Origin of the sequence: Amphibacillus cookii (assembly GCF_016908375.1) — a bacterium.
Lineage (GTDB): Bacteria > Bacillota > Bacilli > Bacillales > Amphibacillaceae > Amphibacillus_C > Amphibacillus_C cookii.
This window is the reverse complement of the sequence record NZ_JAFBDS010000006.1, coordinates 238,109-260,505: the sequence shown is the minus strand read 5'-3', so window position 1 is coordinate 260,505 and position 22,397 is coordinate 238,109. Positions and strand designations below refer to the sequence as shown.

Genomic DNA, 22,397 nt, shown 5'->3' with positions numbered 1-22,397 from the left:
ACTCACTTGCTCGTGTAAGATAAACACATTTTAATGTTTTTCTATAATCAAGAAGGGGGAAAAGTGATCCCCCTTCTTTTTAACTCAACAAATGGATGGGACTTTGAAAATAAGAGAAATACTATTCACATGCTTTTCTCAATAAACGATAAGCTATTTTTAACGATAAGGTGTATATTTAACAGCCTCTGAATAGTACCATCAGGTTTTTCGTGATATGATAGAAAGATAAACTGCATATAAAGGATGTGTTTATATGTTTAAATGGCTATTTTTACTACTACTTATTATGCCTGCTTTAGAAATTGGTGTCTTTATTTGGGCAGGGGCACAAGTAGGAACATGGTCTGTTATTGGTCTTATTGTGTTTACAGGTTTAGTCGGGGCGACGCTAGCTCGACAACAGGGAATGGATGCGTTAAGACGTGCCCAAGAAAGTATGCAAGCCGGACAAGTCCCAGCTGATGCTATATTTGATGGTATATGTATTCTAATCGGTGGTGTCGTGCTACTAACACCCGGTTTTATTACCGATTTTTTTGGCTTTATATTGTTAGTGCCATTCACACGTTCTCCACTTAAAGGCTGGCTCAAAGCATTTTTTCAAAAAATGATGAATAATGGCAATGTCTTTATTTACAAACGTTTTTAGTCAATTATGGAATTCACCACATTTTATGTAGTTAATGACCATTTCAATAAGATGACTTGCTCTAAGTGCCTGAAGAGAGATAAGAATAACTGGTGTCATTATAATTCCCCACATGCCTAGTAATGTGTAAGCTAGATAAGCTAAACAAATAACTAATAGTGGATTTGTACCTAGTTGCTTAGAGACTAAGCGCGGTTCAGTTACTTGTCGAATTAGAAGAATAAAACTATAAATAACGGCAAGTTGGATGGTTAAAGAAAAAGCCCCACTAAATAAGCTATAGATTAACCAAGGCCACATCAATAAACCAACCCCAACAAAAGGAATGAGATCAATGATTCCAAAAATAAATGCCAACACAATGGGATTGTTTAATCTTAAAATGTGGAACCCTACAATCAATATAGCGGTTGTAATACAAGATAAAGTGACCTGTGCGCGTAAATATCCCCAAGCCGTTTTAACGAATTGCATTTTTATCTCTAAAAGTAAACGACGTACCTTCTTTGGTATAATGGTACGCACCCTTTCTTGATAGTAACACCAATCTTTGCTTAACAAAAAAGTACCAATTAAAATAATAATGGTTGTTGACGTGAGCTGAACAGTTTGGACAATAGTCTGTCCAATAATTGGCAGCAATTGATTGGTTAATTGTTGGCTGACATCAATAATCGTTTGATAGAGTGTATCTATCGTCTCATTCAAATAGCCGACTATACTAAGATGAAATGGGCTCAAGAAGTGATCAAGGTGAACCAACGTGTGGCTAATCATATAATTAAAACTTTTTTTAAACATATCTATGGTATTCTCGAGGTATAGGGGTAATTGGTTAAATAAATGGTTGACACTATTGAAAAAGTAGATAAAGAGCATGACTAGGTTTAATCCAATCATTAAAAAGGTAATGAGAAATGTTAGCGTCGTTGCTAATAATCTGTTTATTTTTAATGTTTTTTTCAATTGACGAATTGGTTTTTGTAATAACCAGCTAAGTAAAATAATGATGATAAATGGGAACATATATTTAAAGATTAAATAAGTGAGAGCAATGATAATGGTACTAATTAAGACTGCGTAAATGAATCGCAATAGCTTCTGTTTTGATTGTGGAGACAGTTCAATCACCTCACTAGCTTGTCTTAGTAAACGTTATTTTATAATATTAGATTATGAGGTAGTTGTCCTGTTCATGTCACCATCTTTTCTATACCTTACATTTTATGATAAGATGTTCATTAACCAATCAATATTTTATCAAGTAGGAGACTCACTATGTTTAATCTGTCGACAATTTTTTTATTTTTACTTTTTATTTTAGGGTATATTGGAAAGAACCAACCGATCATGATAGCTGTCTACGTTTTATTAGGTTTACAATTATTAAGATTAGATCATAAACTTTTTCCTTTCATCCAAGAAAGAGGGATGGCGATCGGCGTGACCATTATTACGATTACTGTTCTTATACCGATTGCAGCAGGAGAGATTGGTTTTAAAGAACTAGCAGAAAGTGTTAAAACCTATTATGGTTGGATTGCTTTAGGATCTGGTATTTTTGTTGCTGTGGTCGCAAAGGGTGGGCTGGACTTACTAGCAAACGATCCTCACCTTACCACTGCATTAGTCATGGGGACCATTATTGCAGTCGTCTTTCTACAAGGTGTGGCGGTTGGACCTTTGATTGGTGCAGGAATTGCTTATATGATTATGCGAATGGTTGATTTTTTTATACATTAGTAAAAGTTCCAAATATAACAATAAGAAAAGCCAATACAATTGCTGAATGGCGAGTGAATGTGCGTTTTCTAATTTAAAAAGTGTCAATACTTTTTAAATTTACAAGTAAAGGGGGAGAAGGCGATATGTCAACATCAAAAGGTTTAGAGGGTGTTATTGTTGCAGAAACAGACATTACTTCAATTGTTGATGATCAGCTCGCATATGTGGGATATTCAATAGATGATTTAGCGAACCATGCTCTTTTTGAAGAAGTTATTTATTTATTATGGAATAAAAGATTGCCAAATCAAGCAGAGTTAAAGGATTTTACCCATCAATTAACTAAAGAAATGACTTTACCAGAAGAATTGTTAAGCCATTTTCAAACCATGAATTTGGATAAGACACACCCCATGTCGATCTTGCGGACAGCCGTCTCACTATTGGGTGTTTATGATCCGGAAGTTGATATCATGAGTGAAGAAGCCAATAGACGCAAAGCGATTCGTTTACAAGCTCGAATAGCTACTTCGATTGCAACATTTTCACGTTTGCGTCAAGGTAAAGCTCCGATTATGCCAAATCCTAACTATAGTTATGCGGAAAATTTCCTGCATATGCTAAAAGGTGAGGCTATTGATCCTTTGGAGGTAGAGGCTTTTAATAAAGCACTGGTACTCCATGCTGATCATGAGCTCAATGCTTCTACTTTTACTGCCCGTGTGTGTGTTGCAACATTATCTGATCTTTATTCAGGGATAACTGCAGCAATCGGCGCATTAAAAGGTCCGCTTCATGGTGGTGCTAATGAACAAGTCATTCGCATGCTAACAGAAATTGGGGAAGTCGATCGCGCGATTCCATATATTGAAGAAAAGATAGCTAATAAAGAAAAAATAATGGGTATGGGGCATCGCGTATATAAATCAGGAGACCCACGAGCTAAACATCTCAAAGAAATGTCACGTAAATTAACGGCAAAAATAGGTCAAGAAAAATGGTATCTGATGTCTGAAGCAATTGAAAATTATATAAAAGAAGAAAAAGGCTTACCGGCAAATGTTGATTTTTATTCAGCATCTGCTTATCATAGTATGGGAATTGACCATGATCTATTCACACCGATTTTTGCGATGAGTCGAACATCAGGTTGGATCGCTCATATGCTAGAGCAATATCAGAATAACAGATTAATCCGACCAAGGGCAGAGTATGTAGGACCAGTAAAGCAAGTTTATCAACCTATTTCTAAACGCTAAATACATAGCGATTAAGATTATATAGTTTAATTACAGGAGGAATGAACAATGTCAAATGGTGAGAAAATTACAGTGGAAAATGGTGTGGTTAAAACACCAGATCACGCAATTATTCCATTTATTGAAGGTGATGGGACAGGGCCGGATATATGGGCAGCTGCAAGTCGTGTGTTGGAAGGTGCTGTAGAAAAAGCTTATAACGGAAGTAAAGGAATTGTTTGGAAGGAAGTATTAGCTGGTGAGAAAGCATTTAATCAAACAGGAGAATGGTTGCCAGAAGCTACACTTGACGCAATTCGTGAATATAAAATAGCGATAAAAGGACCGCTTACCACACCTATTGGTGGCGGGATTCGTTCATTAAATGTCGCTTTACGTCAAAAACTCGACTTATTTACGTGTTTGCGTCCCGTTCGTTACTTTGACGGTGTGCCTTCGCCGGTTAAACGCCCAGAGGATACTGATATGGTAATTTTTCGGGAGAATACTGAAGATATTTATGCGGGTATTGAATGGGAAAATGGCTCTGATGATGTAAAAAAAGTCATTGATTTCTTTGAAAAAGAAATGGGCGTGACCAATATTCGTTTTCCAGAAACTTCAGGTATTGGAGTCAAACCAGTGTCAGAAGAAGGAACCAAGCGTATTGTACGTGCTGCCATCGATTACGCAATCAAAGAAGGGCGTAAAAGCGTTACATTAGTCCATAAAGGTAATATTATGAAGTTTACTGAAGGAGCTTTTAAAAACTGGGGCTATGAACTTGCAGAGCAAGAATATGGGGAACAAGTATTTACGTGGGCAGAGTATGACCAAATTGTCGAGCGAGAGGGTCGCCAGGCAGCAGATCAAGCTCAACAAGCGGCCGAAGAAGCAGGTAAGATTATTATTAAAGATGCGATAGCTGATATCTTCCTGCAACAAATCTTAACACGTCCTAAAGAGTTTGATGTTGTAGCAACAATGAACTTAAATGGAGATTATATTTCTGATGCTCTTGCTGCTCAAGTTGGTGGAATTGGTATTGCCCCTGGAGCTAATATTAATTATGAGACTGGACATGCCATTTTTGAAGCAACGCATGGTACAGCACCTAAATATGCAGGTTTAGATAAAGTAAACCCATCATCTGTTATTTTATCAGGTGTACTTATGCTTGAACATTTAGGCTGGAAAGAAGCGGCCGATCTAATTACCAAGGCAATGGACAAGACGATTGGATCAAAAGTAGTCACTTATGATTTTGCTCGTCTGATGGACGGTGCGACAGAGGTTAAAGCATCAGAATTTGCTGATGCGTTGATTAAAAATATGGATTAAGCCCCAAACAGGCATCAACTAAAATATTTATTTGTTAAATAACATTGGTAAAGTTATGTTTTTAGCCGATAAAATTATATTTTTTTAAAAACATCCAAGCTGGATTAGTAGCTTGGATGTTTGTTTTGGGTTCCGTTCTAAATTAATCTACGTAGGATCAGTCGGCTTGCTCAGTATATAATAGCATAGCAAGAGATTGTCCCTTTGATTCAAGATAAATGGTCTCAATAAAAATGATGTCTGTGAGATCTCTTTTTCACAAGCTGTGATATAGAGCTATTCACCAACGTCAAAGTGATAAACTGAGACAATTGAAAACGATGTGAGCAATAAATTTAGAAAAAAGTATCGCAATAATTTATCACAGATAACCCCGTACGTAAAACGGATGCTAATGTACTGATTTACGAAACCTTTTCATTCAGTGATCGAAAAATGACAATGCCCACTGAATGAAGTTTTCGTTTTATAAAAGATAGCTTTTGAATTCAAAATCAAAGCTAGAATCAGGGTGTTGAGATCTTTCCTAAAAGAGCACACATTTAAATGCTTTTAAAGATAACTGTTAAACACCTGAAGTAGAACATGGAGTTAGCTTTTCTGAATTGTTCACCTTCTAACGCTCTGATTTGCGAACGATTTTAAAGCTGAGCCAGTTCATCCTTAATTTTAAGTTTTGCCCATCTTTTTTCTACTTCTTTTTCAAAGGCAAAAAGCAACGGTTTGTTCGAGTCCTTTAACAAATGCTTTGCCTTTCCCATAAAACGAAGCCAGCTCTCAATAGGTAGCTTAGCCCCTTTTTGTTCAGGATTGTAAGTAATGGATGTGCATCCATTTTCAACTTCATATAATGGGAAAAAACAAGAATTTACAGCAGCCTCCATAACCTTGGTTCCGTACTGATCATCTGTTCGCCAATTCATTGGACAAGTCATCAAGAGTTTTCCATAAACAGTCCCAACATTTTGTGCATACCACTGTGCTTTTGCTGCCTTTTTAATTAAGTCATGTGGAAAGGCTTCCGATCCGGTAAAGACATATGGCATATGAGTAGCAGCCATAATTTGCACAGTATCTTTGTGATGCATGCTTTTCCCGGATTGTGTACGGCCAATATTACTTGTGCTTGTCATATGACCGATCGGAGTAGAGTAGGACATTTGCGAACCGGTATTCATATAGCCTTCATTATCATATTCAAGCATGATTAATCGATGATTCCTTAATGCAGTTCCAATTGCTGAACCCATGCCGATATCCATACCTCCATCACCTGTTATCATAATAAAAGTCACATCATCCGAAACATCAAGCTCTCCCCGTACTTTTAGCTCGTGAAAGGCTTCCAATGTCCCAGATAATGTGGCAGGCCCGTTTTGAAAAAGGTTATGAATCATTGTCTGCTTATGGGACGTATAGGGATAGCCTGTTGTTACCACATAGGCGCAACCCGTTTGAAATAAAACAACGATATCACCCTCTATACCTTTAAAAAAGAGTTCAAGTCCAGATAGAATACCACAGCCAGGACATGCCCCGTGTCCTGGGGCTAAACGCTTTGGCTTTTCAGTTAGTTCACGTAAAGATGGTATCTTTACATCAATTTTATTATGCTCTGCATCTTCAGTCAGTTTGAATAAGCCTGTTTTAAACATATCACCATGTTGTGGTTCAATGACAGGTTTTAAGGCTTGGTTTACTTCACCAGGATAATGTCCATAATAGTCAAACGGTTTTGCAATTTGCTTGGTATCAAGTGCAGCTAGCGCTTCGAAAAAGAAATGTTTGGCATCATCTGGATAGAAATCTTTCCCGCCCAGTCCGAATACACGGCTAATTATGCGTGTATTATTTTGCTGATCTTCTTGTACAGCTGATTTCACTTCATGTGTTAGGTTTGGGCCATGAGCTCCATAGGAATCTGCCCGTTCCCCGATCAATAAAATACTTACTTTTTTTAACGCCTTCCGAATGGCTTCGGCTGGAAATGGTCTGATTATATTTGGGCTGATAACGCCAGCTTTAATACCTTGTGTCCTCAATTGATCTGCAACGTCTTTAGCTGTTTCGGCAGCAGAGTTTAATAAAAATAGAGCAATTTCGGCATCATCCATTAAATACAAATCTAGTAGAGGATAATGGCGCTTCGATAAAAGATTGAATGATTCTGCTATTTCTAAAAAGACTGCTTCTGCACGATATAATGCTTCTGACTGTTGATAATGATTGTTTAGGAGGTCATCTCCATTCATGTGTGCCCCAATCGTTATTGGTTTCTTAGGGTCTCTAATTAAAGGGGCGTCTGTTGAAGCTGGACCAACAAAATTTTGAACAACTTGCTTGTCTTTAAAATAATTGACTTTTCTTTTTTGGTGTGAGGTGAAAAATCCGTCATATGCAACAATGACTGGCAATCTGACTCGACGATCTTCTGCAATTTTTAAGGCAAGAATATTCATATCATAAACTGCTTGTGGTGTTCTAGCTGTTAGAATAATCCACCCTGTATTAAGGGCGTAATATAAATCAGAGTGATCCCCTCTAATATCTAGTGGACCACTAATTGAGCGTGTGACTAAATTCATTACCATTGGAAAGCGAGTTCCTGATTGAACAGGCAGCTGTTCTAGCATATACATTAATCCATTTGCACTGGTAGCGTTTATAACACGTGCACCTGTTAAAGCCGCGCCATAGCAAATACCAGCTGATCCATGCTCTCCATCTGCTGGTATTAACTGAATGTCATGCTCCCCGCGTGCTTTCATTTGGTCTAAGTATTGGGCGATTTCAGTAGAAGGCGTAATTGGGAAATAACCCATAATATGATAATTAATTTGAGCCGCGGCGATTGCGGCCATCTCGTTACCTGATTCAAAAGTAGTGATCTGTTCGAAGGTTTGATCAAAAAGCTTATTTTCTGTCACAGTCTTCATCTTTTATTCCCCCTTAATAAGTGGAAAAGTGATCCGATCCTGTGATTCTGATATCGTTTGATCAGATTCCTTAACTTTTCTTAGCGCATTTGATGGACAGGCTTCAACACACTTAAGACACCCTTTACAATATTGATAATCAATCCCTGTTAAAAGCATTCTTTTTTTTCCGCGTTTGTTTATTCGTTCTTCCCATACAAAACAAAAATCAGGGCAAACCGCATCACATGCAGCACAGTTTATACAACTTTCTTTTTCTAACGCTGGTATAAATCCTTGACGAGAACTGGCAAGATCCCTTAGTAGACTGTTTCCCTGTGTTGAAATAACGCCACCTATTTCTTGAGTTAAATAGCCTAATTCAGATCGTTCCCGAGTAAAGGATCCCTTTTGAGCAGTAATAGAATTTTTAACAGTATGAATCTTCACCTCTTGGTAGCCCCGATTAAATGTTTTGATGTTCGCATCTACAAGCTCAGGATATTTCTTTTCAAATGTTTTTCGAATAGTCTGGAGCAAGTCATCCGGATCTAAAAAATCACAAATTCTAAATAAAGCACCCAACATCGCCGTATTAACACGTGTTTTTTCTTTTAATGCAATACTGTGTGCATCAATAATGGCAATTTTTCCTTGTGACAAATCAATAAATTGTGAAAGTTGTTCAATTGATTTTGATGAATTGATTAACACAATGCCATCCGTTTGTAATCCACTTAATACAGGTGTTGTTTTAAAAAGTGCTTCATGAAAGACTCCGATTACATCAGGCTCCTCGATTGGACTGTGCGACCTAATTTCAATTTCGTTATCACTAAATAAAACAAAGCTTTTTACTGGGGACCCCTTTTTTTCAGATCCATATGATGAAAAATTAACCCCATTGAAACCAGAACCTAGTGCCCCTGCTTCAGCAAGCATTTTTCCAGCTAAATTTGCCCCTAGTCCACCTATCGACTCAAGCCGAATACTAAAATAACCGAGTTCATTAGTTCTAGGTAATTCCATTTTACCCCTCCACTTCTTATTAATAATCTGAATATTATGAAAATTGAAATAAGTTAATAATTTTAAGTATAATTACCAAAAAAAAAGTTTTCAGTGATTTAAATCACACTTACAGTTTTTTACATGTTAGATAATTGTACATGTGAAATTAACTGGCTACTAAATTTTGAGGAGTTGCAATATTTGTTCTTACTCAGAAATCTTGAATAGAACAGGATAATTTGTAAATATTTATTCTGAATATTCAGAATAAATATTTACAAATGGATACACAACCGCTATAATCATCCTTAATATTATTTCCATATTTGTGAAATGAAATAAAAACTAGCGAAAGGATGTGTCGGTTGAAAAAGCTTTTATTTATAGTAATCGGTTTCGTTTTTTTGGTTTCATGCCGAACTAATGATGTGGATGAAGCTAATGAAGGAGAAATAATTATTTCTGCCGCCGCAAGCTTAATGGGTGTAATGGAGGAACTGAAAAATGAATTTGAAAGCATTCATGACGACATCACACTGACATTTAACTTTGCCAGTTCAGGAAGCTTAGCGAGACAAATTCAACAGGGGGCACCCGTTGATCTATTTATTTCGGCAAATCAAGAGTGGATGGACATACTGGGAAGAGAGGAGTTGATCCGATCAGATTCAAGGATTGATGTTGTGAATAACAAAATTGTTCTTGTGAAGAGCATTCAGGTAGAAGATAAATCGATAAGCTTTGATGATTTATCTGAAAGAAGTGAATTACAAATAGCTATTGGTGATCCAGAGACAGTCCCAGCTGGTTTTTATGCAAAACAAGTGTTTGAAAAGTTAGGAATATGGCAGTATTTAAAAGACAATATTGTATATGGGAAAGATGTACAGCAAGTAAGGACATATATTGAAACAAATAGCGTTGATTACGCTGTTCTATTTTTAAGTGATACGTATGTTACAGATGACATATTGATTCTTGATATTGCATCTCCTAGCTGGCATGATCCCATTGTTTATCCGGCTGCAATAACTGCAAATTCTGTAAACAATGAGGTAACAGAAAGTTTTTTGGACTTCATTGTTGCCGAAGAAGCAGAACCGATCTGGCACGAATATGGCTTTAATCAGAATTAACAATTAGTCTGGTTAAATTGTTAATGATAAGGAGGGAAGGGCATGAACATATGTAGTAAAGTAGTTAACAAGAAGCTATTAGTCCGACAATATGTCCTTTGAACCGCTTTTGTTGTCACTTCGGGTTTCCACTATTGCGACCTTTCTAGTATTTTTTTTCGCTATGTTCACCGCTCGGTTTTTCAGTAAAAGAGAATTTTGTGGCAAAGACTTGATCGAATCATTTTTTCTTTTGCCGATTGTATTGCCACCAACTGTTGTTGGCTTCATTTTGCTTTATTTGTTTAATAGAAATGGGTTGATTGGTGTGATTCTAAGTGATTGGTTTGGTATTCAAGTTGTTTTTAACTGGATTGGCGCATTAATTGCTGCAATCGTTGTGGCATTTCCATTAATGTATCAAAGTGCTTATGCGGCATTTTCTAGCTACGATCAAAAATTTGAGAATGCCGCGCTAACAATGGGGGCATCAAGATTTAGAGTGTTTTGGACGATAGCGTTCCCTCTGGCTTGGCCGGGCCTGTTAGCAGGCTTGGTTCTTACTTTTGCACGTGCTATCGGTGAATTTGGTGCAACGTTAATGCTAGCTGGTTATATTCCAGGAAGAACTGACACAGTACCAATGACAATATATTTTGCAGTTCAATCCGGAAATAACCGACTGGCAGCGATTTGGACAGGAATCCTTGTCATACTTGGGTATAGCGCAGTATTGTGGTTAAACCTTTGGAGTAAAAAAAAGATGCTTAAATACAAAAGAAATTAGCTTGAAGGAGAGATACTTGTGTTGCGACTAAAACTATTTAAGCAACTCGCACAGTTTAACCTTGACCTGAAAGTGGAGATGGGAAATGAAATAGTAGTACTGTATGGTCCTTCAGGGTCGGGGAAAACAACCGTGCTCAATTGCATTGCTGGCTTAGATCATCCTGATAAAGGTTTAATTCAGCTAAATGACATAAGATTTTATCAAACGAAGATGAGGGCATTACCCTTAAGTAAGCGAGAGGTCGGCTACTTATTTCAAGATTATGCACTTTTCCCACATATGAACGTTCTAAAAAACATTATGTATGGTGCAAAGCAAGAAAAGTTGGTAATCCGGGTCATTGATACACTCGCAATTTCTCAGTTAAAAACCAAATATCCTCATCAAATCTCAGGTGGAGAAAAACAACGCGTGGCACTTGCGCGTGCGTTGGCAACTGAGCCGAAAGTATTATTGCTTGATGAGCCATTCTCAAATTTAGATCAACAGTTAAAAAAAGAGTGTTATCGTTCCTTAATGGAGCTCTATCGTATTTGGGGGATTCCTATCATACTTGTCACGCATGATTACGAGGAAGCGCGAAAACTTGGGCATTTCATATATCATATCGATCAAGGAAAGGTGATCAAACGAGAAAAAATGTCTGTAAATTCAATCGTAGCGAATGAATTTATGGCTTAATTTAGTGAGTTGCTAACTAATCTCGTCCGCTTGAGAACATTTATTTATAGCAAACAATAGTCGAACAATCATGATCTTAATCAAATGATTGTTCGATTATTTATTGTGTAAATTTTTGAAATGTTTTAAATGAATGAATGTAAGCGATTAACCCTAAGAGGTGACATATATTCACCCTAATATATTTCGGATGAAAAAACTAACAAAAGTGACAAAAATGTGAATAGATAGGCCGCAATACTGTTAGAATATATAACAATCCTATTGATTCAGAATATTCTAAAAATTAAGATAAATCTATAAAATTGTTATTTTTATACAATTATCAGCATGAGTCCACTTGTTTTTATTTTTTTAAAAAATAAATAAAGGAGGGTGATCTTATTACAGTTGAGGAAAAAAGAACTTCTCAAAGTACTGAAGAAAAAACGGCTCGCCACCCCTGTTACAGTGAAGAGGCACATCATCATTTTGCTCGAATGCATGTAGCAGTTGCACCAAAGTGTAACATTAGTTGTAATTTTTGTAGTCGTAAGTTTGATTGTGCAAATGAAAGTAGACCGGGTGTTGTTAGTGAGCTAATTACCCCAGATGAAGCTGTGAAAAAGGTATTATTTGTTGCAAGCGGTATGAAACAACTGTCTGTTATTGGGATTGCAGGTCCTGGTGATCCACTGGCAAATCCAGAGAGAACATTTGCTACTTTTAAAGGAATTGCAGAGCACGCTTCAGATTTACGCTTATGCTTAAGTACGAATGGCTTAACGTTATTGGATCATATTGACCAAATTAAGGCATTAAATATTGATCACGTAACAATTACGATTAATGCAGTTGATCCAGAAATAGGAAAGGAAATTTATTCATGGATTTACTATAAGCGAAAGCGATACAAAGGTTTAGAAGCCGCCCAAATTCTTATTGACAGACAATTAAGAGGTTTAGAAGCATTAGTTGCACTTGGCATTTTAGTAAAAGTGAACTCTGTGCTGATCCCTGATATTAATGCCGATCATTTGAAAAAAGTAGCAGAGGTGATCACAGCCAAAGGGGCTTTTATTCATAATGTAATGCCTCTAATTGTTACACCAGATACTGTTTTTATGAAAAATGGTATCAGAAATCCGACAGCATTAGAATTGCAAAACGTACAGGAAAACTGTCAGGATGTTGGTCACCTAAAGATAATGAAGCATTGTCACCAATGTAGAGCTGATGCAATTGGATTGTTAGGCGAAGATCGGAGTGCTGAGTTTACAAAAGAGAGGTTCCTTAATAGCGAAATTGATTATAACGTACAGGCAAGAGCAGCGTATCAAGATCAGGTGGAACAGAAAATGAAGAGAAGAAGAGAAGGAAAGGAGAGAAGTCCGGCTTTGGAAAAAGAAACTGATATGTCAATTGTCAGGATCGCTGTAACAACCCGAGGGGAGGGTAGGGTTAACTTACATTTTGGTCATGCAAAAGATTTTTTAATTTTTGATGTTACCGAAGCTACGATCAAATTTATCGGTGTCAGAAAGGTACAGTCATATTGTGTTGGAGGGAAGGTGAATTGTGGGTCAGAAAAAATCTCTATTTTAGACGAAACGAAGGCTATTTTAAGTGACTGTCAAATTTTATTGTCATCAGGCATGGGTGCAGTTCCGCAAAAATATATGTGTGAACAAGGAATTATCCCCGTTATTAAATCGGGTGAGATAGAAGATTTGTTATATGAAAGCAGGAAATATTACCATTACATGAATCCAGAAACAAATCATCCAATCGAAGAACCCTCTTTTAGTTAGTCGCAAATCAAAAATCAAGAAAAAAAATGAGGAGGTTGTTTAACAATGAGACAGATCGCTTTCTACGGTAAGGGCGGAATTGGAAAATCAACTACATCACAAAATACATTGGCTCAATTAGCCACAAAGATGGGGCAAAAGATAATGATTGTTGGTTGTGATCCGAAGGCTGATTCGACACGACTAATCCTAAATCAAAAGTCACAAAACACGGTATTAGAGGAAGCAGCAAAAATAGGAACTGTCGAGGACCTTGATTTGGAGGATGTGTTGGCAAAGGGTTTTGGAAGTATTGAATGTGTTGAATCAGGTGGTCCAGAACCAGGGGTTGGATGTGCGGGTCGAGGAATTATTACGTCGATAAACTTTTTAGAAGAGGAGGGGGCATATGACGGGAAAGATTTTATCTCCTATGATGTTCTTGGGGATGTTGTATGTGGTGGCTTTGCAATGCCGATTCGAGAGAATAAAGCAAAGGAAATCTATATCGTTGTTTCTGGTGAGATGATGGCTATGTATGCTGCAAATAATATTGCCAGAGGTATTCTAAAATATTCGAGTAATGAAGATGGTGTTCGGTTAGGTGGCTTGATTTGTAACAGCAGGAACACGGATCGGGAAGCTGAGTTGATTTCAGAATTAGCACGTCGACTTAATACACAAATGATCCACTTTGTACCAAGAAATAATATCGTTCAACATGCAGAATTGCGTCGCATGACGGTAGCACAGTATGATCCAGAGCATGCACAGGCTAAAGAATATGAAATGCTAGCACAGAAAATTTTAGACAATGATAAATTAACTGTTCCTACCCCAATTGAAATGGATGAACTAGAAGATTTGTTACTTGAGTACGGTGTCATTGAAGATGACACTGAAAAAATAAAAAAACTAAACATGGAAGAGGCGACAAAATAAATTTAACAGGAGGGTGATGGGGTTGAATGTAAAAGTGGTTGCAGAAAAACAAGCACTGATTGAAGAACTGCTAGAGGTTTACCCAGAACGATCAAGAAAGTTTAGGAAAAAACACTTTGACGTTTCTGATGAAGAAAACATTGAATCAGGTAAGTGTTCAATTAAATCAAACAAGAAATCACGCCCTGGCGTCATGACGATTAGAGGTTGTGCTTATGCAGGATCCAAAGGTGTAGTATGGGGGCCAATCAAGGATATGGTCCACATCAGTCATGGCCCGGTAGGTTGTGGGCAATACAGTTGGGGAACGAGACGGAATTATGCCAACGGAAAGCTCGGTATTAATAATTTCACAGCCATGCAAGTAACAAGTGATTTTCAAGAACGGGATATCGTCTTCGGTGGCGATAAAAAACTTGAGCAACTATGCCGTGAAATAAAGGATATATTTCCATTAGCTAAAGGCATTTCTATTCAATCAGAATGTCCAGTCGGTCTAATTGGTGATGATATTAATTCTGTTGCGAAGAAAATGTCTAAAGAACTTGATATGCCGGTCATTCCTGTGAATTGTGAAGGGTTTAGAGGAGTTAGCCAATCGTTAGGGCACCATATTGCAAACGACGCTATTCGAGATCATTTAATGGGGACACGTGAGCTTGCAGAAACTGGTCCATATGATGTGGCAATTATCGGTGATTATAATATTGGTGGCGATGCTTGGGCAAGTAGAATCTTGTTAGAAGAAATGGGGTTAAGAGTTGTTGCCCAGTGGTCTGGTGATGGCTCGATCAATGAACTGGCTATTACGCACCATTCAAAGCTAAATCTTGTGCATTGCTATCGATCGATGAATTATATGGCTAAGGAAATGGAAAAAAAATATGGCACGCCATATGTTGAGTACAATTTTTTTGGTCCAAGTAAAACGATTGAAAGCTTAAGAAAAATTGCTTCTTACTTTGATGATTCGATTCAAAAAAACGCTGAAAAAGTCATTGGGAAATATCTTAATGAAATGGCCGAGACCATAAACAAGTATTTGCCAAGACTTAAGGGTAAGCAGGTGATGTTAGCTACTGGTGGCCTGCGTTCACGCCATACAATCGGTGCTTACGAAGATTTAGGTATGGAAATTGTTGCAACTGGTCATGAGTTCGCCCATAAAGATGATTATGAAAAAACGTTTCAAGAGCTTCAGGAGGGGGCGATTGTTTATGATGATCCAACTTCATTTGATTTAGAGTATATTTCAGAGCATCTCGATGTGGATTTAATAGGAGCTGGGATTAAAGAAAAGTATGTATATCATAAAACGGGAGTACCATTTAGGCAAATGCACTCTTGGGATTATAGCGGTCCTTATCATGGTTTCGATGGATTTAAAGTGTTTGCTAAGGATATGGATAGTGCCATAAATAGTCCAGTTTGGGACTTGATAGAAGTACCATTTTAAAAGGAGGAAACTAGGTGGATAATTCTACAAATTTGAAGGATCATAACACTTTGTTCCAAGAGGAAAGGTATGTAAAACAAGCAGAGAATAAACAGCAATTTGAAATGCCTTGTTCAAGCGAAGAAATTGAAAAGATGGAGGCATATTTAAAAACAGATGACTATAAAGCGGTGAATTTTAACCGTGAGGCAGCGGCGATAAATCCTAATAAAGCTTGCCAGCCACTTGGCGCGGTTCTAGCAGGACTGGGCTTTGAAGGAACGCTTCCTTATGTCCATGGTTCACAAGGCTGTGTTGCTTATTTTAGAAGCCACTTTGCTCGGCATTTCAAAGAGCCAGTTCCTGCAGTTTCTTCATCGATGACAGAAGATGGTGCAGTGTTTGGCGGCATGCGCAATTTAATAGAAGGGTTGGAAAATTGTCAAGCCTTATACAAGCCTAAAATGATTGCAATTAGTACGACATGTATGGCCGAAGTTATTGGAGACGATTTGGGCGCTTTTATAGAAAATGCAAAAAAAGAAAAAGTAGTTGCTTCCGATTTTCCACTGCCATATGCAAACACGCCGAGCTTTGTTGGCTCACATAATGAAGGATATGACAATATGATGCGTGCTATTTTAAGTCATCTGTCTGAAAAAGATAACGGACTTTCATATAAGGAGCCAAGTGAAGCGATAAATATTATCCTTGGTTATGATACTTATACGGGAAATTTTGCTGAAATTAAACATATTTTAAATACCATGAATGTGGCGTATACCATTTTAGGCGATCATAGTGAAAATCTAAATTCACCAGCAACTGGCCAGTATAAATATTTTTATGGAGGGACAAAGCTGGTCGCTGTCCAGCAATCACCAAGCGCTAAAGGTACAATACTTTTACAGAAGTACTCAACTCGAAAGACGGCAAAGTATATTGAAGAAAAATGGGAGCAACCTGTGGTGACAACCTGCCCCCCTATCGGCATTAAGGCCACCGATCAATTTGTAGAGCAGATTAGTGATTTGACCGGTGTGGAAGTACCTCAATCATTAATTGCTGAGCGTGGTCAAGTTGTTGATGCCTATACAGACTCTCAGGCCTATTTGCACGGGAAACGTGTTGCACTATCCGGCGATCCTGATTTGCTACTTGGGTTAATCTCGTTTTGTTTAGAAGTGGGGATGGAACCCGTTCATATTGTTTGTACAAATGGGAATAAGAATTTTCAAGTTGAGGCAGAGGAATTATTACAATCAAGCCCTTATGGAGCTGAATCAACGGTTTATGTTGGGAAAGATTTATGGCATTTAAGGTCTCTGCTTCTAACTGAGCCAGTAGATTTTGCAATTGGCAATACGAATATGAAATATGCCACTAAGGATGCTGGTATTCCACTCGTTCGAATTGGCTTCCCTATTTTTGATCGCCATCATATGCACCGTTATCCGATTATTGGTTACCAAGGTGCTCTAAATGTACTAACAACGGTTGTGAATACGATCTTACAAGCGCTTGATGAACATGCACCGGATTATAGCTTTGATGCAGTAAGATAAGTGATGTTAATAACCCTATTTTGATGGGAAAGGGATTGATTTAATGAAAAACCATATGATAAATGCCTTCCAAGAACCAGCTTGTCAGCATAATCAAGCTCAATCAGGTCAGCAAGGCTGTGCACCAGCTAAACCCGGTCAATCAAATGGTGGCTGTGCTTTTGATGGGGCACAAATAACCCTTTTGCCAATTGCTGATGCAGCTCATCTTGTCCATGGTCCCCTTGCTTGTGGAGGAAATAGTTGGGAAAGAAGAGGGAGCCTAAGTTCAGGTTCCTCGCTTTACCGCTATGGTCTGACAACGGACCTAAGTGAGCAAGATATTATTTTTGGTGGTGATGATAAATTAGTTAAATCAATTAACGAGATTATTCAACGATTTCAGCCGCCGGCTATTTTCGTCTATGCTACATGTGTCACAGCACTTATTGGTGTTGATTTAGATGCCATTTGTCACCAAGCATCGAAGCGACATGCCATCCCAATCATTCCGGTCAATAGTCCAGGGTTTTCAGGTAGTAAAAATTCAGGAAATCGACTGGCTGGTCAAGCTTTGATTGATTACGTTATTGGGACAGAAGATCCTCCGTTTCAAACCCCTTTTGATCTAAATTTTATAGGTGAATACAATATAGCGGGAGAAATGTGGGATATTGAAGACCTTCTTAAGCAGCTTGGTATTCGCTTATTATCAAGGATTACTGGTGACAGTCATTTTAAAGAGGTACAGTGGGCTCATCGAGCAAAAGTTAATATGGTCGTTTGTGGCAGGGCACTTATTAATGTCGCACGGCATATGGAAGACAAGTATGAAATTCCTTATTTTGAAGGTTCTTTCTATGGGGCAAAACAGACTAGTTATTCATTAAGGAAAATTGCTAGATTATTTGGTGACCAGAGATTAATAGATAATGTAGCAGTTTTTACTGCCAATGAAGAAAAGAAAATAGAACAAGCACTCAAGGAAGCTCGGAAAGTATTGAAAGGAAAGCGAGCCCTTTTATATACCGGTGGCGTAAAAAGCTGGTCAGTCATATCCGCTTTACAAGAATTGGGGATGGAAGTCGTTGGTGTTGGAATCAGTAAAAGCAGTCAAGAGGACATTGTCAGAATCAAAGATTTAGTTGGAGAGGATGCGCTACTCATTGATTCTCGTGGTGCTCGTGTTGTTTTGGAGACTTTTAAGAAGAAGCAAGGTGATATTCTTATTGCTGGCGGTCGAAACATTTATGTTGCGCTAAAAGAGCGGATACCTTTTCTTGAAATAAATCAAGAGCGCGATCATGCATACGCTGGTTATACAGGTTTTAGACAGATGGCTCGGCACCTCGTAACTGCACTCCAACACCCGGTATGGAAGCTTGCTAAATTAGATCCGCCTTGGAAGGAGTAAATTAAATATGACCATATGCTTTAGTGAAAAAAAACTGGTGATTAATTCATTGAAGATTAGCCAAACAGTTGGTGGTGTTTTAGCACTGCAAGGTATTTTCCGCTCAATTCCTATTTTACATAGTGCTCAGGGATGTGCGGCCTTTATTAAAGCGTTGATGACTAATCATTACCGTGATCCCGTTGCACTACAAACAACAGCATTGACAGAGCTGGACATTATTTTTGGGGCGGAGCAGAATATGATTAAAGCAATCGATACCGTTATAGATAAAAATGACCCATCTGTTATAGCTGTATTAAGTACAGCATTGTCTGAAACTGTAGATGATGATATGGAAAAAAACCTTAAAAATTATCGGGAAAACGATCCTACAGATTTACGGCTGATCTTTCCAGTCTCACTTCCTGATTTCGAGGGCTCATTGGAGTCGGGTTATGCACGTACGGTTGAAGCTTTTATAGTGGAATTATCTCACTGTATACTGGAGAATCGACCAGTGAAGAAGCAAGGGAATAGAGTGAACCTAATTCCCGGTTCCCATCTAACATCTGGTGATGTAATGGAAATCAAAACGATTTTATCAGATTTTGGCTTGGAAGTTATGACGTTCCCTGATTTATCTCACTCCCTTTCTGCCACACTGGCCGACGGCTATTCTCCTTTAACTCAAGGTGGAAGCACGCTTACAGATCTGAAAAAAATAGCATCTGCTCAGTTAACTATTGTCGTCGGAAATAGTATGGAAAAGGCGGGTCAGATCATCGAGGAGTTGCATGATATCCCTTATATCTTATTTGATTCGTTAACGGGTCTGGAAAAAGTTGATCATTTCTTCTCGTGGCTTAAGAATTTTACACAATCCCCAGTTCCGTCTCGTTATCAATGGGAACGTAAGCAATTAATTGATGCAATGGTGGATAGTCATTTCTATTTTGGCGGTAAATCTTATGCAATGGCATCAGAACCTGATCATCTTTATACACTAGTGATGTTCTTAAAAGAGCTAGGTTGTATGCCTGCTAAATTAGTCAGTTCTTATGCAACCCCTGCTTTAAAAACAATGGAGGAGACAGTTGAGATAGGGGATTTGGATGATTTAGAGAGAGGATCAGACGCTGCTGAATTTTGGTTGAGTAATTCTCATGGACAACAAGGTGCTGGCCGTTTATCTATTCCCTTTATGCCAATTGGGTTTCCAATAACGGGTCAAATCGCTAATGGTTACCGAAGGCAAGTCGGATTTCGAGGCACAATTGAGCTATTACTTGCCATAAGTCAAGTGATTATTTAATGAAGGAAGGTGATCAGATGAAGGTTGGTTTTTCATCAAGTGATGGTGTAACTATTAATTCCCATTTTGGCTATGCCAAAAACTTTACCATCTATAATATCGATAAGTATCAATATGAACAATATATGACAAAAGTTATCGAGGAAGATAATGGAGAAGATGATATTGATAAGATTGAAGTACGACTAGATGCGATTAAAGATTGCACAATTTTATTCATTACACAAATTGGTCCTGCTGCTGCTGCACGTGTAACACGAGCAAAAGTAATGCCTGTAAAAGTACAAGAAGGTGCATTGATTAAAGAACAACTGGATCGGTTATTAATGATGTTGCAAAATACGCCGCCATTGTGGTTGCGAAAGGTTTTAAATGAGCAAAGCATATAATAAATCCATCGTGTGAAGGGAGGTATAGGGTAAGATGAGTAAAAATCCAATGAATGAGTTGCAAGATGCTGAGGATTTTTTTGCTTATTTTCAAGTACCTTTTCATCCACAAATTTTAAATGTTTCTCGTATGCATATTTTAAAGACGTTTAGATCATATCTAGAGGATGCGGGTTTACTGGATGCTGATTCTGCAATTAAAGATGTATGGCGAACCCAACGTGCATATTTATTCCGAGCTTATGGCGATTTTGTCAAGCCAACACCTGTAAGGAAAAAATTTTTCCCAGAGTTTTATAAAAATTACGGGACATTTATACCGTTCTCAGATATTAAAAAACTTAAAACAAGTGATGAAGGAGAGCGATAAATATGCATATCACTGATGAAGCAAAGAAGCGAATTGTTGCTTATATAAAGGCGCACGATTTGATCAATTATTATCTTCGTGTTCATGCAACAGAAAAAAAGGGCAAACTAAGCTATCAACTGTTTTGGGATGATCAGATAGCAAATGATGATATTGTCCAAAAAGAGGATGGATTTACTATATGTACAAGTGTTGCATCTAGTCCTTTATTAAATTCCACACTTGTTTTTGTATTAGAGGAAGAAGGGGTTGAGGGTCTTTTTATTATGGAAAATCAATTAGATTGTGCCTCTTGCATGATTGATTGTTTTTGAAGTTAATGACTAAATAAACCTTTGAAATGGCTAGGTGAGTTATAGCGTGTCCAGTTAATAGAGTTCAAATAAATATCGCTTTATTTTGGGTTGAACGATAACATACGCGGGAGGGATGAAAGTGAGTGGAATACAATTTTGTGATACAACGCTAAGAGATGGTGAACAAACTGCTGGGGTAAATTTTCTGGCTGAAGAAAAGCAAGCGATTTTAAAATTATTGACTGAGGTGGGGGTTGAACAAGCAGAAATAGGGATTCCAGCAATGGGACTAACAGAACAACAAACAATTCAATCGTTGGTCGATATGGCGCTTCCTATTCAATTACTTACATGGAATAGGGCCTTAATTGATGATATTGATGCTTCAATTAAGGCCGGTGTTTCGAGTGTGCATATCTCGATCCCTACATCTGATATCCAGATTCAGCACAAGCTTCGTTTAAAAAGAACGGATATTGTTCTGAAGTTATTAAAAGCAGTTGAATATGCTAAAGCAGCAAATTTATATGTTTCAATAGGTTTTGAAGATGCTTCAAGAAGTGATCCATTCTTTCTAGTAGATCTTATCCATCACGTTGATCAGTTTGGGATAATAAAATATCGTTATGCTGATACCGTTTCCGCCCTTACGCCAAAGAAGACCGTTGCTAACATAAAGCAAATCCTAAAATACTGTCCTAAGGGGATTGAAATGGAAATTCATTGCCATAATGACTTTGGTATGGCAACGGCAAACACTTTAGAAGCTATCTCAGCTGGCGCTAAATGGGCAAGTACGACAATCTTAGGTTTAGGCGAACGAGCTGGAAATGCTCCGTTTGAAGAGGTTGTGATGGGCTGGAAACATTTATACGATGGTGAGATAGCAATTGACGCCTCCTGTTTGCACTTGCTTTCTGATCTTGTTAGTCGAGCGTCCGGTCGAGTAATTCCCGAAGCAAAGCCCATTGTTGGAGGGATGGTTTATACACATGAATCAGGTATCCATGTTGATGGCTTACTAAAAAATCAATTGACATACCAAATGTTTGACCCTAAAGAAGTTGGGAAAAGTCATCAGTTTATGGTAGGTAAGCATTCGGGGATAGCATCATTGGCTCATTTTTTTGAAGAGAAAGGTATGCAACTTGAGCGAGCAGAATTAGAAGCTTTACTAAGTCGTTTACGTCAAATGACTGTAGAGAAAAAAGAAGTAAAACAGTCAGATTTAACAAAACTATATCAGCAATCTAAAGGTAGTATCATCGTTTAGAATTAGAGGACCTTTGCATCTACCCTAGTATTTAATTGTATCTTTTTACAATGGTCTGGACTAGTGACTTTAGCCCTGTTCCTTTTACTTGCTTATTAATCTACATCTCTTATATTTCGTAACTTAACCACGCTTAAAATAGAAAAAGTTATTCATGTATTTTATCACAGACAACCGTTCTTAAAACGCTCGTCTTAGCATAG

20 protein-coding genes are annotated in these 22,397 nt (G+C 37.8%); 17 read left to right on the top strand and 3 right to left on the bottom strand.

What is annotated here, in order from left to right:
* The first annotated feature begins 256 nt into the window (after window positions 1–256).
* Complete coding sequence (locus tag JOE23_RS10740; RefSeq protein WP_204438304.1) at window positions 257–652, top strand: FxsA family protein; 396 nt, start codon at window positions 257–259, stop codon at window positions 650–652.
* On the opposite strand, the gene ytvI is transcribed toward JOE23_RS10740, so the two are convergent.
* Window positions 653–1,747 (bottom strand): sporulation integral membrane protein YtvI, encoded by a 1,095-nt coding sequence (gene ytvI / locus JOE23_RS10735; RefSeq protein WP_204438303.1) that lies wholly within the window; start codon window positions 1,745–1,747, stop codon window positions 653–655.
* Between the two features lie 183 nt (window positions 1,748–1,930).
* On the opposite strand from ytvI, the gene JOE23_RS10730 reads away from it, so the two are divergent.
* The 3 genes from JOE23_RS10730 to icd all read left to right on the top strand — a co-directional run bounded on the left by JOE23_RS10730 (window position 1,931) and on the right by icd (window position 4,956).
* On the top strand, window positions 1,931–2,395 hold the full coding sequence (locus tag JOE23_RS10730) for a DUF441 domain-containing protein (RefSeq protein ID WP_204438302.1): 465 nt from the start codon (window positions 1,931–1,933) through the stop codon (window positions 2,393–2,395).
* A gap of 125 nt (window positions 2,396–2,520) precedes the next feature.
* On the top strand, window positions 2,521–3,636 hold the full coding sequence (citZ, locus tag JOE23_RS10725; RefSeq protein WP_204438300.1) for a citrate synthase: 1,116 nt from the start codon (window positions 2,521–2,523) through the stop codon (window positions 3,634–3,636).
* A 48-nt stretch (window positions 3,637–3,684) separates the two neighbouring features.
* Window positions 3,685–4,956 carry an NADP-dependent isocitrate dehydrogenase gene (icd, locus tag JOE23_RS10720; RefSeq protein WP_204438299.1) on the top strand — a complete coding sequence of 424 codons (1,272 nt, stop codon included), beginning with the start codon at window positions 3,685–3,687 and terminating at the stop codon, window positions 4,954–4,956.
* Between the two features lie 641 nt (window positions 4,957–5,597).
* Here icd and JOE23_RS10715 read toward each other — a convergent pair.
* Window positions 5,598–7,892, bottom strand: coding sequence for a transketolase C-terminal domain-containing protein (locus JOE23_RS10715; RefSeq protein ID WP_204438297.1), 2,295 nt, complete (start codon window positions 7,890–7,892; stop codon window positions 5,598–5,600).
* Between the two features lie 3 nt (window positions 7,893–7,895).
* Window positions 7,896–8,900, bottom strand: coding sequence for a 2-oxoacid:acceptor oxidoreductase family protein (locus JOE23_RS10710; RefSeq protein ID WP_204438296.1), 1,005 nt, complete (start codon window positions 8,898–8,900; stop codon window positions 7,896–7,898).
* 347 nt (window positions 8,901–9,247) lie between these two features.
* On the opposite strand from JOE23_RS10710, the gene modA reads away from it, so the two are divergent.
* From modA to JOE23_RS10645, 13 genes are all read left to right on the top strand, one after another.
* Window positions 9,248–10,018, top strand: coding sequence for a molybdate ABC transporter substrate-binding protein (gene modA, locus JOE23_RS10705; RefSeq protein WP_204438295.1), 771 nt, complete (start codon window positions 9,248–9,250; stop codon window positions 10,016–10,018).
* A 91-nt stretch (window positions 10,019–10,109) separates the two neighbouring features.
* On the top strand, window positions 10,110–10,784 hold the full coding sequence (gene modB / locus JOE23_RS10700) for a molybdate ABC transporter permease subunit (protein WP_204438294.1): 675 nt from the start codon (window positions 10,110–10,112) through the stop codon (window positions 10,782–10,784).
* A gap of 18 nt (window positions 10,785–10,802) precedes the next feature.
* Window positions 10,803–11,468 (top strand): ATP-binding cassette domain-containing protein, encoded by a 666-nt coding sequence (locus JOE23_RS10695; RefSeq protein WP_204438291.1) that lies wholly within the window; start codon window positions 10,803–10,805, stop codon window positions 11,466–11,468.
* Between the two features lie 365 nt (window positions 11,469–11,833).
* The gene (gene nifB / locus JOE23_RS10690; protein ID WP_338021912.1) at window positions 11,834–13,258 is read left to right on the top strand and encodes a nitrogenase cofactor biosynthesis protein NifB; all 1,425 of its coding nucleotides are present in this window, start codon (window positions 11,834–11,836) and stop codon (window positions 13,256–13,258) included.
* 45 nt (window positions 13,259–13,303) lie between these two features.
* Complete coding sequence (gene nifH / locus JOE23_RS10685) at window positions 13,304–14,179, top strand: nitrogenase iron protein (RefSeq protein ID WP_204438290.1); 876 nt, start codon at window positions 13,304–13,306, stop codon at window positions 14,177–14,179.
* A 16-nt stretch (window positions 14,180–14,195) separates the two neighbouring features.
* On the top strand, window positions 14,196–15,635 hold the full coding sequence (gene nifD / locus JOE23_RS10680) for a nitrogenase molybdenum-iron protein alpha chain (RefSeq protein WP_204438289.1): 1,440 nt from the start codon (window positions 14,196–14,198) through the stop codon (window positions 15,633–15,635).
* 14 nt (window positions 15,636–15,649) lie between these two features.
* A complete protein-coding gene (gene nifK / locus JOE23_RS10675) occupies window positions 15,650–17,179 on the top strand; it encodes a nitrogenase molybdenum-iron protein subunit beta (protein ID WP_204438288.1) in 1,530 nt (509 codons plus the stop codon).
* A 43-nt stretch (window positions 17,180–17,222) separates the two neighbouring features.
* On the top strand, window positions 17,223–18,572 hold the full coding sequence (gene nifE, locus JOE23_RS10670) for a nitrogenase iron-molybdenum cofactor biosynthesis protein NifE (protein WP_239585360.1): 1,350 nt from the start codon (window positions 17,223–17,225) through the stop codon (window positions 18,570–18,572).
* Between the two features lie 7 nt (window positions 18,573–18,579).
* Entirely contained in the window at window positions 18,580–19,866 is a 1,287-nt protein-coding gene (gene nifN / locus JOE23_RS10665) for a nitrogenase iron-molybdenum cofactor biosynthesis protein NifN (RefSeq protein WP_204438286.1), read from the top strand.
* A gap of 17 nt (window positions 19,867–19,883) precedes the next feature.
* The gene (gene nifX / locus JOE23_RS10660) at window positions 19,884–20,255 is read left to right on the top strand and encodes a nitrogen fixation protein NifX (protein WP_204438284.1); all 372 of its coding nucleotides are present in this window, start codon (window positions 19,884–19,886) and stop codon (window positions 20,253–20,255) included.
* A gap of 34 nt (window positions 20,256–20,289) precedes the next feature.
* Window positions 20,290–20,625 carry a nitrogenase-stabilizing/protective protein NifW gene (locus JOE23_RS10655; RefSeq protein WP_204438281.1) on the top strand — a complete coding sequence of 112 codons (336 nt, stop codon included), beginning with the start codon at window positions 20,290–20,292 and terminating at the stop codon, window positions 20,623–20,625.
* 2 nt (window positions 20,626–20,627) lie between these two features.
* Window positions 20,628–20,939, top strand: coding sequence for an iron-sulfur cluster assembly accessory protein (locus JOE23_RS10650; RefSeq protein WP_204438279.1), 312 nt, complete (start codon window positions 20,628–20,630; stop codon window positions 20,937–20,939).
* A 121-nt stretch (window positions 20,940–21,060) separates the two neighbouring features.
* Window positions 21,061–22,194, top strand: a complete 1,134-nt coding sequence (locus JOE23_RS10645) for a homocitrate synthase/isopropylmalate synthase family protein (protein ID WP_204438277.1) — start codon at window positions 21,061–21,063, stop codon at window positions 22,192–22,194.
* Window positions 22,195–22,397 lie beyond the last annotated feature (203 nt).